This is a genomic window from Qipengyuania xiapuensis (assembly GCF_019711395.1).
In the GTDB taxonomy this organism is placed as follows: Bacteria; Pseudomonadota; Alphaproteobacteria; order Sphingomonadales; family Sphingomonadaceae; genus Qipengyuania; species Qipengyuania xiapuensis.
In genome coordinates this window covers 1,128,910-1,144,398 of sequence record NZ_JAIGNL010000001.1, presented here as the reverse complement: position 1 = coordinate 1,144,398, position 15,489 = coordinate 1,128,910, and the positions used below count along the sequence as shown (strand labels likewise).

Annotated in this window: 15 protein-coding genes and 1 tRNA gene; 5 read left to right on the top strand and 11 right to left on the bottom strand. The window is 62.9% G+C overall.

Features of this window, described 5'->3' with window-relative positions; genetic code table 11:
* Positions 1-53: 53 nt before the first annotated feature.
* The 7 genes from K3163_RS05850 to aspS all read right to left on the bottom strand — a co-directional run bounded on the left by K3163_RS05850 (position 54) and on the right by aspS (position 6,415).
* Positions 54-130: transfer RNA gene (locus tag K3163_RS05850), tRNA-Met, on the bottom strand.
* Between the two features lie 89 nt (positions 131-219).
* Entirely contained in the window at positions 220-738 is a 519-nt protein-coding gene (locus K3163_RS05845) for a 2'-5' RNA ligase family protein (protein WP_221553475.1), read from the bottom strand.
* Positions 735-1,706: an endolytic transglycosylase MltG gene (mltG, locus tag K3163_RS05840; protein WP_221553474.1), complete on the bottom strand. Its 972-nt coding sequence runs from the start codon at positions 1,704-1,706 to the stop codon at positions 735-737. Before mltG ends, K3163_RS05845 begins: the two co-directional genes overlap by 4 nt.
* Position 1,707: 1 nt before the next feature.
* Complete coding sequence (gene fabF, locus K3163_RS05835; protein ID WP_221553473.1) at positions 1,708-2,967, bottom strand: beta-ketoacyl-ACP synthase II; 1,260 nt, start codon at positions 2,965-2,967, stop codon at positions 1,708-1,710.
* Positions 2,968-3,061: 94 nt separating this feature from the next.
* Positions 3,062-3,298 carry an acyl carrier protein gene (locus K3163_RS05830; RefSeq protein ID WP_006834437.1) on the bottom strand — a complete coding sequence of 79 codons (237 nt, stop codon included), beginning with the start codon at positions 3,296-3,298 and terminating at the stop codon, positions 3,062-3,064.
* A 116-nt stretch (positions 3,299-3,414) separates the two neighbouring features.
* Entirely contained in the window at positions 3,415-4,434 is a 1,020-nt protein-coding gene (locus K3163_RS05825) for a tetratricopeptide repeat protein (protein WP_221553472.1), read from the bottom strand.
* A 157-nt stretch (positions 4,435-4,591) separates the two neighbouring features.
* Positions 4,592-6,415 carry an aspartate--tRNA ligase gene (gene aspS / locus K3163_RS05820; RefSeq protein ID WP_221553471.1) on the bottom strand — a complete coding sequence of 608 codons (1,824 nt, stop codon included), beginning with the start codon at positions 6,413-6,415 and terminating at the stop codon, positions 4,592-4,594.
* 159 nt (positions 6,416-6,574) lie between these two features.
* On the opposite strand from aspS, the gene rnd reads away from it, so the two are divergent.
* Both rnd and K3163_RS05810 read left to right on the top strand, forming a co-directional pair.
* Positions 6,575-7,801 carry a ribonuclease D gene (gene rnd / locus K3163_RS05815; protein ID WP_221553470.1) on the top strand — a complete coding sequence of 409 codons (1,227 nt, stop codon included), beginning with the start codon at positions 6,575-6,577 and terminating at the stop codon, positions 7,799-7,801.
* A complete protein-coding gene (locus tag K3163_RS05810) occupies positions 7,798-8,694 on the top strand; it encodes a hydrogen peroxide-inducible genes activator (protein ID WP_221428796.1) in 897 nt (298 codons plus the stop codon). The genes rnd and K3163_RS05810 overlap by 4 nt, the downstream gene beginning before the upstream one ends.
* On the opposite strand, the gene K3163_RS05805 is transcribed toward K3163_RS05810, so the two are convergent.
* Positions 8,691-8,951: a hypothetical protein gene (locus tag K3163_RS05805; RefSeq protein WP_221428797.1), complete on the bottom strand. Its 261-nt coding sequence runs from the start codon at positions 8,949-8,951 to the stop codon at positions 8,691-8,693. The two genes, K3163_RS05810 and K3163_RS05805, sit on opposite strands and share 4 nt — an antisense overlap.
* 104 nt (positions 8,952-9,055) lie before the next feature.
* Positions 9,056-9,649, bottom strand: coding sequence for a CDP-diacylglycerol--glycerol-3-phosphate 3-phosphatidyltransferase (gene pgsA / locus K3163_RS05800; protein WP_221553469.1), 594 nt, complete (start codon positions 9,647-9,649; stop codon positions 9,056-9,058).
* 114 nt (positions 9,650-9,763) lie between these two features.
* Here pgsA and K3163_RS05795 point away from each other — a divergent pair, with 114 nt between their 5' ends.
* Positions 9,764-11,110 carry an MFS transporter gene (locus K3163_RS05795; RefSeq protein WP_221553468.1) on the top strand — a complete coding sequence of 449 codons (1,347 nt, stop codon included), beginning with the start codon at positions 9,764-9,766 and terminating at the stop codon, positions 11,108-11,110.
* Here K3163_RS05795 and K3163_RS05790 read toward each other — a convergent pair.
* On the bottom strand, positions 11,107-11,301 hold the full coding sequence (locus K3163_RS05790) for a hypothetical protein (RefSeq protein ID WP_221428800.1): 195 nt from the start codon (positions 11,299-11,301) through the stop codon (positions 11,107-11,109). The genes K3163_RS05795 and K3163_RS05790 overlap by 4 nt on opposite strands.
* Before the next feature lie 150 nt (positions 11,302-11,451).
* On the opposite strand from K3163_RS05790, the gene K3163_RS05785 reads away from it, so the two are divergent.
* Positions 11,452-13,119, top strand: a complete 1,668-nt coding sequence (locus K3163_RS05785; RefSeq protein WP_221553467.1) for a thiamine pyrophosphate-binding protein — start codon at positions 11,452-11,454, stop codon at positions 13,117-13,119.
* Between the two features lie 48 nt (positions 13,120-13,167).
* Here K3163_RS05785 and K3163_RS05780 read toward each other — a convergent pair whose 3' ends face one another.
* Complete coding sequence (locus tag K3163_RS05780) at positions 13,168-13,578, bottom strand: EVE domain-containing protein (RefSeq protein WP_221428802.1); 411 nt, start codon at positions 13,576-13,578, stop codon at positions 13,168-13,170.
* 164 nt (positions 13,579-13,742) lie between these two features.
* Between K3163_RS05780 and K3163_RS05775 the strand changes: the two genes are divergently transcribed.
* A complete protein-coding gene (locus K3163_RS05775) occupies positions 13,743-15,461 on the top strand; it encodes a putative bifunctional diguanylate cyclase/phosphodiesterase (protein WP_247712469.1) in 1,719 nt (572 codons plus the stop codon).
* Positions 15,462-15,489 lie beyond the last annotated feature (28 nt).

The window sequence follows — 15,489 nt, the reverse complement described above, 5'->3', positions numbered from 1 at the left end:
GGTGTTCTTGATGGAGAGCCAGCCTTGGGCGCTGACGGGCCTCTGGTCATTTCTGGTAGCGGAGGAGGGACTCGAACCCCCGACACGCGGATTATGATTCCGCTGCTCTAACCACCTGAGCTACTCCGCCCCGAAAGGCCATGCGGCGGGTCCCCGACAAAGTGGGCTGCCCGCTCGGCAGGCGGCGCATTTAGGGCGCGCAGCCACCTTGGTCAACACTCATTTCCCGCGAAATGCGAACCGGCGCACGAATTCCCACGGACCGCCGCGATAGATGTGAAGCGCGAGGCCCGGAAAGGCGAATTCGCGCGGCTCGATCAGGCCCGAAAGCTCGGCCTGCAAGGCCTTGGCTTCCTTGGATGTCACCTTGTTCTGGATCGTGACGTGCAGCCGCGGGCGATGCTGGTCCTGCTTGGTGAGCATGCCGCGAAAATGCTCGGCGATCTCGTCGCGCAGCGCAAGGAGATCGGGGCTCGAAAGCTTGATTGCAGTTCCTCCGCCGAGTGACATCAGGCCCTCGACGCGCCCTTCGATGGGCGGCACTTCACCGACAAGCCGCGCCAGATAGCGCCGCGCTTCGTCCTCGCACTGGGCGGGAAGCGCGTGGAACAGCGTGACATGCGCCTCGAGGTAGTTGCGCTCGGGCGGAAAATGCTGCGTTCTGAGGTCGGTAAACCGGCGATGCAGTTCGGGCGGGAGTTCCGCCGTCAGGATCAGGGGCGCGTCGCCCTCGCTCACATTTCCCCGCGTTCGCGGCGCAGCGCCCGCCACTTGGCGGCGTTGCGATTATGCTCTTCGAGCGTCTCGGCGAAGACATGCCCGCCCGTGCCATCGGCAACATAGTAGAGCGCCTTGGTTTCCGCCGGGTCGAGCACGGCAGCGATGCTCTCGCGGCCGGGATTGGTGATGGGACCGGGAGGAAGTCCGGCGACCGCGCGGGTATTGTAGGGATTGGTGCTACGGAGCTCGGACACGCGGATCCGGCGGCCGAGCGGCTTGCCCTTGGTGATCGGGTAGATCGTCGTAGCGTCCGCGCCCAGCATCATGCCGATCCGCACGCGGTTCGACAGCGCGCCTGCGACCATGGGGCGCTCGTCAGCCTGGGCGGTCTCTTTCTCGACAATCGAGGCAAGGATCAGCGCTTCCTCGGGAGTCTTTACCACAGCCTTGTCAGTGCGCTTCTCCCAAGCTTCGGCGAGATAGGCATCCATCGCGGCCTGCATGCGAGAAATCACGGCGGAACGTTCCTCGCCCTTCTGGAAATCGTAGGTGTCGGGAAGGATCGAACCCTCCTCGGGCACCTCGATCTCGCCGACGAGCCCTTCCACCGCCATCAATCGCTCATGCACCAGTATCGAGGGCAGCCCCTCGGGAATGGTCACGAAGTTGAGCACCACGTCGCCGCTCTGGAGAATGTCCATAATGTCCGATGGAGTGGACATCTCCGGGATCGAATACTCTCCGGCCTTGATGGTGCCATCGCCCGCAAAGATGCGTGCACGCAGCAGGAAATCGTCGGCAGACGGTATGAGCCCCTCAGTCTCCAGCTTGCGCGCAATGGCGGTGACCGACGCACCCTGCGGCACGACGAAGCCGGCGTTCTTGGAAACGGTAGAAGTGCCGTACCAGCCGTTCGCGAACCAGATGCCGGCGCCTGCAATCAGCAGCGCGACGGCAGCCCCCAGTGTGAGGGCAGCCTTTTTCACCTTAGTCGACCTTCTTGACGATCAGCGATGCGTTGGTGCCGCCGAAGCCGAAGCTGTTGTTGAGGCAGGCCTTCACTTCGCGCTTCTTCGCCTCGAGCGGGACAAGGTCGACACCTTCGGTGCCTTCGTCCGGATCGGTCAGGTTGAGCGTCGGGGGCACGATCTGGTCACGGATCGCGAGGATGCAGAAGATTGCTTCCACGGCGCCCGCACCGCCCAGGAGGTGACCGATGGCCGACTTGGTCGAGCTCATCGAAGCACCGCACAGATCGTCGCCCAGCACGCGCTTGACGGCGGCCAGTTCGATCGTGTCGGCCATGGTCGAGGTGCCGTGCGCATTGACGTAATCGATGTCGCAGGGCTCGAGACCCGACTTCTTCAGTGCCATGCGCATGGCCAGTTCGGCGCCCTTGCCTTCAGGGTGCGGCGCGGTGACGTGGTATGCGTCGCCCGACAGGCCGTAACCGACGACTTCGGCGTAGATCTTCGCACCGCGTGCCTTGGCGTGCTCGTATTCCTCGAGCACGACGACGCCTGCGCCCTCGCCCATGACGAAGCCGTCACGGTTCTTGTCGTATGGGCGGCTGGCCTCTTCGGGACGGTCGTTCATGCTCATGTTGAGCGCGCGTGCCTGGGCGAAGCCGGCAACACCGAGCGGGTTGATGGTGCTTTCCGCACCGCCAGCCAGCATGATGTCGGCATCGTCGAGGGCGATCATGCGTGCGGCATCGCCGATCGAGTGTGCGCCGGTCGAGCAGGCGGTCACGACAGCGTGGTTCGGACCCATCAGGCCGTATTTGATCGAGACCTGGCCGCTGATGAGGTTGATCAGGCGTCCGTGGACGAAGTGCGGGCTGACACGGCCGGGGCCGCGTTCATGCAGGACGATCGATTCACTCTCGATGCCCGGCAGGCCGCCGATGCCCGAGCCGATCGAAACGCCAGCGCGCAGCTTGGTCGCCTCGTCCATGTCTTCAAGGCCGGCATCTTCGATCGCCTGTCCGGCGGCATCGATACCATAGACGATGAAGGGATCGACCTGGCGCTGGACCTTATGGTCGACGCGCTTGTCGGCATCGAAGCCCCACTCGTGGTCCTTGTCCTTTACCTCGCAGGCGATCGTGGCCTTCTGGTTCGATGTGTCGAAGCGGGTAATCTGCCCTGCCCCGCTCTTGCCGGCGATAAGGTTCTTCCACGAGGTTTCGACGTCACCTCCGAGGGGGGTGACCAGGCCAAGACCGGTTACGACGACACGACGCATGAAATTCTCCGCAAAAAAGACAACAGGCCCGGCCCATCATGAGGGTCGGGCCTGTCCGGTCCCGCCTGCTGGCGGGCAATTGAACAGCTAGGGATTAGCCCTTGTGCTCTTCGATGTACTTGGTCGCGTCGCCGACGGTGGTGATCTTCTCAGCCGCATCGTCGGGGATTTCGACACCGAATTCTTCTTCGAACGCCATGACCAGCTCGACGATGTCGAGGCTGTCTGCGCCCAGATCATCGATGAAGCTAGCTTCCTGGGTGACCTTGTCGGCCTCGACGCCGAGATGCTCGACGACAATCTTCTGCACGCGGTCGGCAGTATCGCTCATTCTATTCCCTCTCATCTTGGGGGTTTGATAATTGCTGATCGCCCTAATGAAGGGCGCGCGCTAGTGCAAGGGCCAGCTTGACCCTGCGTCAACTCTTCCACGCGCCTCCGCGTTTCCTACTGTGCAGCGCCCGAAGCGGCAGTCTCGGCCTCGACATTGCCTTCCTCGCCCGCAGCATATTGCTCCTCGGCGGGCTCTGCATAATGGATGGCGAGCTGTTCCTCGGCGCGCTGGCGGGATGCTATGCGCGACAAGCCGGCGGTCGGATAATCCTTGCCCGGCTCGAGCTCGAGCGTGCGCTGGTAAAGCTCGACTGCGCCCTCCAGATCACCCACGACCTCGCGGCACAGGCCGGCATTGAAGGTCAGCGTGATATGACCCGGCTGCGCCTCGTTGAGACGGTCGAACTCGGCGCAGGCTGCCGCCCAGTCCGACTTGGTTAGTTTGAGCGCCTTCTTGAACGGCTTGCGCAGCGGCTTTTCCATATCCTTGCGGCTTTCGAGGACGCGGATGTCCTCGTTGCGCTGGATCGGAGCGAAATCGCTGCGGACTTCCCAGGCAAAGCGTTCGACCATGCCGGTGACCATGTCGCTCACCGAGGGAACGCTGCTCTGGTTCCTGCAGTACCGCTGCGAGCCGGTGGTCGAGAAACCGCGGTCGTAAACGAGTTCGTCACGCGCATCGAGCATCTGCACCTCGCCGGTGAGACGCACGGTCAACTCACGGCAGCTGTAGGTGTACGTGCGATACTCGACGCATTTCTTGTCCGCGTCCTTGCGTACACACTTGCGCTCCTCGGTGGTGCCCGCAGGCAGCCGTTCGACCTCCGAAAAGGCAGTGCCGTTGATCCACGCCGCGGGGCCTTCGCCTTCGCCAAGACCCGAATCGCGGCGAACCTCGAAGTAGTTCTCGCCGTCGATGCGGGCGCGGCTCAGCGCATTGCGCAGTTCGAGCGCGAATTTCGCGCCTTCATTGCCGTCGAATCGCTCGACCACGAGTGTCTGGAATTCCGAAGGAGCATCCTGACCCGCAGCGTAAACCGCTGAAACAGGGAGAGTTTCTGCCGAAACTGCCGCCGGAATGATGCTTGCTGCAACTGCAGTCGTTACCGCAATCGACTTCGAAAGATACTTCACTTGAACGCCCCCTGCGTTGTCTGTTCGACCCAAGATTAGTCAGGAAAAGTGATTGGAATATGAACAAGCCGGGCGACAGCAAGGATTTTCCCTTGCCGCCGCCGGCGTTGACCTCACGATCTGGAACGCGGCACGACGTCCGCGAAGCTGGCCGGGATCAGCTGTTGTCGCCGGCTTTGTCCACGCGCGTCGCCTCTGCGCCTCCCGGCTTGGGTGCATCGATGGTGCGGATGTGCACGTCGCGCAGCTGGCGCGGGCTGACGAGGCTAGGTGCGCCCATCATCAGATCCTGCGCTTTCTGGTTCAGCGGGAATGCGATCACTTCGCGAATGTTCGGCTCGTCGGCGAGCAGCATCACGATACGGTCGATGCCCGGAGCCGAACCACCGTGCGGCGGTGCACCGAGCTTGAACGCCTCGATCATGCCCGAGAAGTTCTCGTCCACGTCGGCCTGCGAGTAGCCGGCGATTTCGAAGGCCTTGTACATGATGTCCGGGCGGTGGTTACGGATGGCGCCCGAGGACAACTCGTAGCCGTTGCAGACGATGTCGTACTGCCATGCGAGGATATCGAGCGGGTCCTTCGTCTCCAGCGCTTCCATCTCGCCCTGCGGCATCGAGAAGGGGTTGTGGCTGAAGTCGACCTTCTTCGCCTCTTCGTCGTACTCGAACATCGGGAAGTCGACGATCCAGCAGAACTTGAAGCAGTTCTCTTCGATCAGCTCGAGCACTTCGGCGACGCGGGTGCGCGCAGCACCAGCAAGCTTGGCGGCGTCCTTTTCCTTGCCGGCAGCAAAGAAGAGGCCGTCATTTTCGCCAAGGCCGAGTTCGGCGTAGAGCTTTTCCATGCCTTCGGTGCCGTGGTTCTTGGCGATCGGGCCGCCGAATTCGCCGCCCTTGCGGGTGACGTAGCCGAGGCCGGCAAAACCTTCCTTGCGGGCCCAGTCGTTCATTTCGTCGAAGAACTTCCGGCTCTTCTCATGCGTGTTCGGAGCAGGCACGACGCGGACCTTGCCGCCGGTGCCGACGATCTTCTCGAAGAGGCCGAAGCCGGACTTCTCGAAGTGGTGGGTCACGTCCGAAATGATCAGCGGGTTACGCAGGTCGGGCTTGTCGGTGCCGTACTTCAGCATCGATTCCGCATAGGGGATGCGCGGGAATTCACCGGCAGGCGTCACGGTCTTGCCGTTGGCAAACTCTTCGAACACGCCGGCGAGGACGGGTTCGATCGCCTGGAAGACGTCTTCCTGCGTCACGAAGCTCATCTCGAAGTCGAGCTGGTAGAATTCGGGCGAACGATCTGCGCGCAGGTCTTCGTCGCGGAAACAGGGCGCGATCTGGAAGTAGCGGTCGAAACCGGCGACCATCAGCAGCTGCTTGAACATCTGCGGCGCCTGCGGAAGCGCGTAGAAGCGGCCCGGGTGGAGGCGGCTGGGCACGAGGTAGTCGCGCGCGCCTTCGGGCGAGGAGGCACCGAGGATCGGCGTCTGGAACTCGCTGAAGCCCTGGTCGGTCATGCGGCGGCGCAGGCTGGTGATGACCTGGTTGCGCAGCATGATGTTGTTGTGGACGCGCTCGCGGCGCAGGTCGACGAAACGGTACTTGAGACGCGTTTCTTCCGGATAGTCTTCGGCCTGGTTGACGATCAGCGGCAGGTCGTCCGCGCGGCTCTGCACCGTGATTTCGCGGGCGAAGACCTCGATCTCGCCGGTCGGCAGGTTCTTGTTGACCGCAACCTCGTCGCGCGCCTTCACCGTGCCGTCGATGGTGACGACCGATTCCAGCTTCATCTTCTCGAGCACGGGCAGCGCCGGGCTGTCGCTGTCGGCCACGATCTGCGTGATGCCATAGTGGTCGCGCAGGTCGACGAAGAGCACGCCGCCATGGTCGCGCTTGTTATGCACCCAGCCGGAAAGACGGACGGTATCGCCGACATTGTCCTTGGTCAGCGCTGCGCAGGTGTGGGTACGATAGGCGTGCATCTGGAATTCTTTCCATTTTGGGATGTAAGGCGCTAAGGGCGCTGGCGTCGCGCTCCCCTAGCGGGGAATCGCGCGCGCTAACAGGGCACCAGCGGGCTTTTGTCAAGGTTCGCGCATGGTGCGGGAGCGGTACTCCGCTCAGACGACAGAAATGATACGATGAAAATACACGACCTGATTACCGATACCGAACGCCTCGCAGAGCTTTGCGAGCGCCTGGCGAAGAGCGAATTCGTCACCGTCGATACCGAGTTCATGCGCGAGAATACGTACTGGCCGGAGCTTTGCCTCGTCCAGATCGCGAACGAGGAGGAGGCAGCGGCAATCGATCCGCTCGCCGACGACATCGACCTCACCCCCCTGTGGGACCTGCTGTGCGACAACGAGGAAGTCCTCAAAGTCTTCCACGCCGGCGGACAGGACGTCGAGATCGTCTATAACTTCACCGGCAAGACGCCCCATCCGATCTTCGACACGCAGATCGCGATGATGGCGATCAGCCAGAACGAGCAGATCGGCTATGCCAACCTGGTCGAGAGCTGGCTCTCTCTGACCATCGACAAGGGCGCGCGCTTCACCGACTGGAGCCGCCGTCCGCTGACCGACCGCCAGATCGAATATGCGATCGGCGACGTGACGCACCTTTCGAAGATCTTCCCCAAGATCCTGAACAAGCTGGTGAAAACCGGCCGCGGTGCATGGCTCAATGCCGAGATGGAAAAGCTCGCCGACCCGGCGAACTATGCCAATGACGCGGACCAGGCATGGAAGCGAATCCGCTCGCCGGGCCGCAACCCCACCGTTCTCGGACGTCTCAAGGCGCTGGCGGCATGGCGCGAGGGCGAAGCCAAGCACAAGAACATCCCCCGCGGCCGCATCATGCGCGACGAGACGCTGGCCGACATCGCGAGCCACCCGCCCAAGAAGCAGGGTGATCTCACCAAGGTCCGCGGCCTCTCGAATGCGTGGAAGGACAACGACATCGGCAAGCGCCTGATGAAGGTACTCGACAAGGCCGAACCGCTTGCCAAGGAAGAGATGCCCGCCAAGCCCAAGCGCGGTGCCCCGCTCGGCAAGGAAGGTGCGCTGGTCGCTGACCTGCTCAAGCTGCTGCTCAAGATCCGCGCCCGCGAGATCGACGTCGCCGCCCGTCTGCTAACGCGTGCTGACGAGATGGAAGCGCTTGCGGCAGGTGTCCGAAAGTTGCCGATCCTCGAAGGCTGGCGCTACGAGGTCTTCGGCAAGGATGCGCTCGAACTGGTCGAAGGGCGACTCGCCTTTGCCGTGAAGGACGGCAAGCTGCTGATGACCCATGTCGATGATGTCCACGCAGGCATGATGCAAGCCGCGCAGGACGAGATCATTACCGAGGCAGAGGCCGGGTGAGCACTTACCTCCCCACCCTGAAGCAACTGCAATATCTCGTGGCGCTGCACGAGCATGGCCATTTCGGCCGTGCCGCCGAGGCGAGCTTCGTCTCGCAATCGACCCTGTCGGCAGGCATCCGCGAACTGGAATCGCTTCTCGGAGTGACGCTTGTCGAGCGCAGTCGCCGGGTCGTGCGTTTCACGGCACTAGGCAACCAGGTGGTCGAAAAGGCGCACCGTGTCCTGCGCGAGGCGGAAGAGCTTGCCGATCTCGTCCAGGCCGCCGGCAAGCCGCTTGCGGGCCAGCTGCGCATGAGCGTGATTCCCACGATCGCGCCCTTCCTCCTGCCGCGGTTCCTGCCGCGCATCCGCAAGGAGCGCCCCGAACTCGAACTGTTCCTGCGCGAAGAGACCAGCCACGATGCTGTCGAATCGCTCCAGCACGGACGCGTCGACTGCGTGTTGCTCGCCCTGCCCTTCAATACCGGCGAGGTGGACAGCGCGCATATATCGGATGATCCGCTCTACGTTGCCTTTCCCAAGGACGACCCGCGCGATCCGCCCGAAAGCGTCCCGGCAAGCATGATCGACGATGGCCGCTTGCTGCTGCTTGAGGACGGGCACTGCCTGAAGGACCACGCGCTCGCCGCCTGCAACCGGCCCGAGCTACGCGGTTCGACCACAATGATCGGTACCAGCCTGCACACTCTCGTACAGATGGTCGACAATGGTCTCGGCCTCACGATGTTGCCCGCCATGGCAGTGGAAGCAGGAATCCTGAACGGGACGGACGTCGTCGCGCGGCCGCTCAAGTCGAAATCGGCCAGCCGCGAAATCGCGCTCATCTGGCGCAAGAATTCACCGCGCCGGGAAGACTTCGAATTGTTGGCAGAGGAACTGCGCGCCGGTTAGGCGGACTGTTCGACAGGAGCTTTCGACTTCACGAATTTGTCGAGCTTCTTGTAAGCGAAAAGCGGCACGATCACGCTCAGCGCGATGCCGCCCAGAGCACAGATACCGAGCCAGATTGCCATTCCCGTCCCGCCCGAGGTGTACATGCCGTACAGCACCGGTGCAGCCAGCACGAGACCGCGGACTTCGTTGAAGACCATTGCGACGGCGCCGACCTTCAGAAGGTAGGACAGGATCAGGTGAAACGTTGCGCTCATGACTTATGAGATGAACGCAAATGGTTGAGAAAAAGTTCACCATGCAACGCGCGTTGCATCTATGAGGTGAAACGTTTCGTCGCGCGAATGTGGCGCAGATCGCCTTAATCCATGTGTTTCAGGCCGACCCGCAGGTAATCCCATCCGGTAATGACCGTCAGGATGGCTGCGCCCCACAGCGTGACGAGGCCCACGGTATGCGGGACATTCGCTTCGATCCCGCTCACCACGACATTCCAGTTTGGCAGGCCCTGCCCGAGGATGAGCGAGCCGAGCGCAAGCATCTGGAAGGTCGTCTTCCACTTGGCCAGGCGGCTGACCGGCACCGAGACCTGCAGCGGACCGAGAAATTCACGCAGGCCCGACACTGCAATCTCGCGCACGAGAATGACGAGGCCCGCCACGACATGCGCATCGCCAACATAGGGCCCGCGCAGTACGCCCTGCGCCGCCAGCACGAGGATCACGGAGGCAACCATGATCTTGTCGGCGATCGGATCGAGGAAGATGCCCAGCTTCGACACCGCACCACTCGATCGGGCGAGGTAGCCGTCGAAATAGTCGGTAATGCCCATCAAGCAGTACAGAGCAAAAGCCATCAGGAAGCCGACTTCCCAGCCCGGCCACCACAAAAGGAAGGCCAGCAGCGGGATTGCCACGATGCGCGAAAGCGTAAGGATGTTGGGCAAGGTCAGCATCTTCGGCCTCCCTAACGACAAACGCTGCGCCGCAAAACCCGCTGCGTGGGGTTGTCCGCCGCCACGATGTCTCTACCAATGGGTTCCGAGAGAGAGGTTGTCCTTCGGGGGGTCATGTTCACAAGCACGCATTTGCTGCGCACGAGGCGCTTCCTGCCGCTGTTCGTTACGCAGCTGTTCAACGCCTTCAACGACAATCTCTACAAGACCGCCATGGTCCTGTTCGTCGTCTATTCGATCTACAATTCGGAAGAGGCGGAGGGCATGTTTTCCGCCGTCGCATCGGGCCTTTTCATCCTGCCGTTCTTCATCCTGAGCGCGCTGGCCGGACAACTTGCAGACATGCGAGACAAGGCCTCGATCATCCGCAAGGTCAAGGCGTGCGAGATCCTGCTCATGGTGATCGGCGCAAGCGGACTGCTGCTTGCCTGGAAAGGCTACGAATTGCCGGTGAGCGTTTTCGGCCTGCAGACCAGCGTGCCGGTCCTGTTGATGTTGCTGGCACTGTTCATGACCGGCATCCAGTCGACATTCCTCGGCCCCATCAAATACGCGATCCTGCCCCAGCACCTGCGCAAGGACGAGGTGCTTGCCGGCACCGGCCTTGTCGAGGCCGGCACCTATATCGCGATCCTTGCAGGTACGATCCTTGCCGGCTGGATAGCCGTGGAGGTCGCTGCCGTCGGGATCGTCGTCACGTCGATCGTCGGCTATCTCGTAAGCCGTCAGGTGCCCCCGGCCCCGCCGCTGGGCAAGGTCGAGAAGCTCGACTGGCATATCCTGCGCGCCTCGCGGAAGCTGGTCAGCGACACGATGCACAATCACGAGGTGTTCTACGCCATCCTCGCGATCAGCTTCTTCTGGACCATCGGCGCCGTGCTGTTCATCCAGTTCCCGCCGCTCGCCAAGAACGTGATCATGGCCAGCAAGGAAGTGGCCAGCATCTTCCTCGTGGTGTTCTCGGTCGGCGTTGCCATCGGATCGGTCGCCATCAACGCGCTGCTCAAGGGCAAGGTCTCGGCACGCTATGCGCCGCAATCGGTCATCGCCATGGGCCTGTTCGTGGTCGCCTTCTACCTCGTCGCCAAGCTGTGGGAGGCCGACAAGCCGACCGAGCTGCTCGACGTGGCCGGTTTCATGGCCTGGCCCATGGCCAGCGTCCTGCTGCTGTGCCTGCTGGGCATCGCGGTTGCGGGCGGCATGTTCGTGGTCCCGCTCTATGCGTTCCTCACCACGCGCGCCGCACCCGATCAGGCCTCGCGCACGATCGCAGCCAACAATATCGTCAACTCGGGCGCTATGGTGATCGGCTCGCTGCTGGTGATGGCGATGAGCGCGGCCGGTGTCCCGATCGTCGAGCAGGTGCTGATCAGCGCCGGCATGTGCCTCGTGTCGGCATGGCTCGGACGCAAGCTGCTGACCGCCGAACGGCGTGCAGCGTCAGCATCGGCTACAGCTTAGATGATGAAGGCGAGGACTGCAGCGAAGGTGGCGAAATAGGTCGTCGCCACGCCGCGAACATCCGACGCGGTCAGCTTCCAGTCCACCGGCGCAGCCTGGGGTGCGTCCGCGAACATTGTGCGGCGCTGCGGCAATCCGGCCCGCATCCAGTGGCGGGCCGCTTCGCTAGAGAGGACTAATGCGCGTCTCATGATGCCCCTTTTAACGCTTTTTTAACCAACGGTTTCCCGAATAATCAAATGCGTACCAAATTGGGACGGTCGCGGAGCACGCTGGGGATAAGTGGGTAGCCGCGCCCCAGCGATTGCGCCTCTCGGCCAGCCCCGCTAACCGCCGAAGCCATGACAACGCGCCCAACGCCAGACGCCGCCCGACTGCTCGTCGATTGCCTGATCGAACAGGGGTGCGAACGCATCTTCACGGTCCCCGGCGAAAGCTTCCTGCAGGTGCTCGATGCACTGGGACAGCAGGACCGGATCGATCTCGTCACCTGCCGCCAAGAAGGCGGTGTCGCGATGATGGCCTGCGCCGACGGGGCGATGACCCAGCGTCCCGGCGTGGCATTCGTGACCCGCGGCCCGGGCGCGACGAATGCCAGCATCGGAGTGCATGTCGCCATGCAGGATTCGCAGCCGATGATCCTGTTCGTGGGCGATGTCGACAGCGAGATGCGCGACCGCGAAGGATTCCAGGAGGTCGACTTCGCCGCCTTCTTCGGTCCGATCGCCAAGTGGGCCGCCCGGATCGATTCGGCCGATCGCATTCCCGAATATGTTGCCCGCGCCTATGCGACGGCCATCTCGGGCCGTCCGGGCCCTGTCGTGCTCGCTCTGCCCGAAGACATGCTTGGCCGCGCAACGTCCGCCAAGCCGCGCCCGCGTGTCGAACGCCCTGCCCAAGCGCCCTGCCCCGACGCGATGCAGGCGATGATGGCGCTGGTTGCCGACGCGGCATCGCCGGTCGCGATCGTAGGCGGCGCCGGCTGGAACGCGAAGGCGCGCGAGTACTTCCAGCTCTTCGCCGAACGTCTTGGCATTCCCGTCGCCACGGCCTTCCGCCGGCAGGACGCGATCTCCCCGTCGAGCCGCGTCTATGCGGGCAACCTGGGCTATGGCCCGAACCCCAAGCTCGTCGAGCGCGTGAAGAATGCCGACCTTATTTTGGCCGTCGGCGCGAGGCTCGGCGAGGCGACTACCGACGGCTACACCGTCCCGCCGCTGGTGGCCGAAGACCGCAAGCTCATCCACATCCATCCCGATCCCAACGAACTAAACAGCGTCTATCCCGCCGATCTCGCGATCTGCGCCGAGATGGACGAGTTCGCCGAGAGCGCCGCGCTCTGGGATGATGGCGACCCGATCGACTTCGATGCCGGGGCCGAGGCACATGCCGAATGGGAAGCCTGGGCGACCGCCCACCCGGCCGACTACGCGCTCGACATGGGACAATGCGTCCAGTTCATGCGTGACACGCTCCCTGCCGACACCATCATCTGTAATGGTGCGGGCAATTTCGCCGGCTGGTGGCACCGCTATTGGCGCTACGAAGGTTTCCCGACGCAGCTTGCCCCGACCTGCGGTGCGATGGGGTACGGCGTTCCCGCTGCAGTCGCCGCAGCGCTACGACACACGGATCGCACCGTCGTCGCTGTCGCGGGCGATGGCGACTTCCTGATGAACGGACAGGAGCTGGCCACCGCCGTCCAGCATGGCGCGAACCTCATCGTCATCGTGGTCGACAACTCGGCTTACGGGACGATCCGCATGCACCAGGAACGCGAGTTTCCGGGTGAAGAGCGGATCAGCGGTACACGCCTCGCCAATCCCGACTTCGCCGCACTTGCGTCGGCTTTCGGCGGCTGGTCGGCCAGTGCGGCCACGACCGAAGAGTTCAAGAACGCACTGATCGCTGCGGAAGGACGCAGCGGTTTGCGGCTGATCCATTGCAAGATCGAAATCGAACAGCTCGCCGCGAGCGGCGCGACCGTCAGCGGATTGCGCGACCGCTGAGGTAATTCGGACCCGTTGCGACCAGCCGGTCGCACAGGGCGAGGTCGGTCAGATACCTGCCATGGAGCAGATCACCGACCATTCGTCCGGCTTGATCTCGGCAACCGAAAGCCGTGATAGTTTCACGAGCTCGCAATCCGCGAGCTTGGGTTCGGCCTTGATCTGCTTGAGAGTTACGGGCGAAGGCAGCTTGGTCTTGGGCACGACCTTCACGGCCGCCCACTTGCCTTCCGGATCGGTGGGATCGGTGATGCCGGCAACGCTGACCTCGCAGATGCCGACGATCTCGAGCCCCTCGCGCGAGTGGTAGAAGAACGCCTGGTCGCCCACTTCCATGGCTGCGAGATTGTTCTTCGCGCGGTGATTGCGGACACCGTCCCAAGTGCCCTCTTTCTCGGCGACGAGATCGTCCCAGCTGTATTTGAAGGGTTCGGATTTCATCAGCCAATACCGCGACATTCTCTCAATTCTCCTGGCAGTGGATCGGTGCGTGGGGAGGTGGTTAGCGGGGAGTTCCCGCGCTGGCCACCCCGTCCCCCCCCCAAGGGAAAAGGGATTCGCGATTAACGGCTTCTTAGCCTTGCGCCGGTAATCCCACGGGCAAGGCAAGTGCGGGGGTTTCCTTGAACCTTTTCAATGAGACAGTGTCGAAGGCCGGACGCCCCGTGCGGGCGATCGCATCTGTGCGCAAGCGCCGTGACTTCGTGACGCTGGGCATCGCGCTCGCCGCGACCCTGCTTTTCATTGCCACCGCCAGCTCTGTCCTTCCCGTCGCCATGCGCGCTTTGCAGGGCACCAGCGCAGGCCCGGATGTCGCGCTTACCAATGCCTTATTGCTGAACGTCGCGCTGATCCTTCTTGGATGGCAGCGCTACAAGGCGCTCAACAGCGAGCTCGAAGTGACGCGCATGTCGGAAGAAGAAGCGCGCCGCCTTTCCGAGATCGACGACCTGACCGGTTGCCTCAACCGCCGCAGCTTTGCAGAGGCGCTCGGTGAACTGCTGCTGTCGGGCAAGAGCGAGGATCGCGCCTTCGCAGCAATCGCGATCGACCTCGACAATTTCAAGCAGGTCAACGACCTCAACGGCCACGCAGCTGGCGACCTCGTCTTGCGGACCGCGGCAAAGCGTATCCGCTCGCTCCTGCCGGACGGCAGCTCGCTGGCCCGCCTTGGCGGCGACGAGTTTGTCTGCGTCGTTCCCTATCACCCCAGCTCGCCCGAGCGCATCGATCATCTCGCAACGCGCATGGTCGAGCAGTTCGCGATGCCCGTCATCAATGACGGCGTGGTACTGGAGGTGACTATTTCGATCGGTGTCGCCAGCTCGAACCTTCTCGAGGTCGGTACCGAGGACGAGAGCGGCGAGGACGCAGCGCAGAACCTGATGCACAAGGCGGATATCGCCATGTATCACGCCAAGAAGCAGGGCAAGAACCGCTTCTACTGGTTCGAGCCGAACATGGAGAGCGAGCTGCGCTTCCGCAACGAGCTCGAGGCGGGCATCCGTCGCGGTATCCAGAACGGCGAATTCGTTCCCTATTACGAACAGCAGGTAGATCTCGAGACCGGTGATGTCGTCGGCTTCGAAATGCTCGCCCGCTGGGAATCGCCCGAGTTGGGCATGGTCGGGCCGGACATCTTCATCCCGATCGCCGAGGAAATGGGCGTTATCGCCGAGCTGAGCGAAGGCCTGATCGAACGCGCTTTCGAAGATGCGCGCGAATGGCATCCCGACATCACGCTGTCGGTGAATATCTCGCCGGTGCAGATGCGCGACCCGTGGTTTGCGCAGAAGCTCCTGAAGCTGCTGGTCAAGCACCGTTTCCCGCCCAATCGCCTCGACATCGAAATCACCGAGACCTGCCTGCACGAGAACATCGGCATGGTGCGCTCGATGATCACCTCGCTCCGCAACCAGGGCGTGAAGGTCAGCCTCGACGACTTCGGCACCGGCTATTCGTCGCTGTCGCAGCTGCGCAGCCTGCCTTTCGACCAGCTCAAGATCGATCGCAGCTTCATCAGCGAGCTGAAGAACGAGGACCAGAGCGACAAGCTCGTCGACGCGATCGTCTCGATGGGCGACGGCCTCAAGATGCCGATCACCGCCGAGGGCATCGAGGACGAGAAGGTGCTCAATGCGCTCAAGCGCTGGGGCAAGATGCGCGGCCAGGGCTACTTCTACGGCAAGCCCGAGCCGGCGAGCGCTGTCACCAAGCGACTGGCTGCAGCCGGGCGTCTCGCCTCGTCTAACCCTGAGGGCGTGGTCGATATCACCGAGGCGATGCCCGGTGATCGCGACGGGGAAGACAAGAAGACCGGTTCGGGCAAGGCCGCCGGCTGACACTGGACGCTGCCCCGCGCAGCACCTA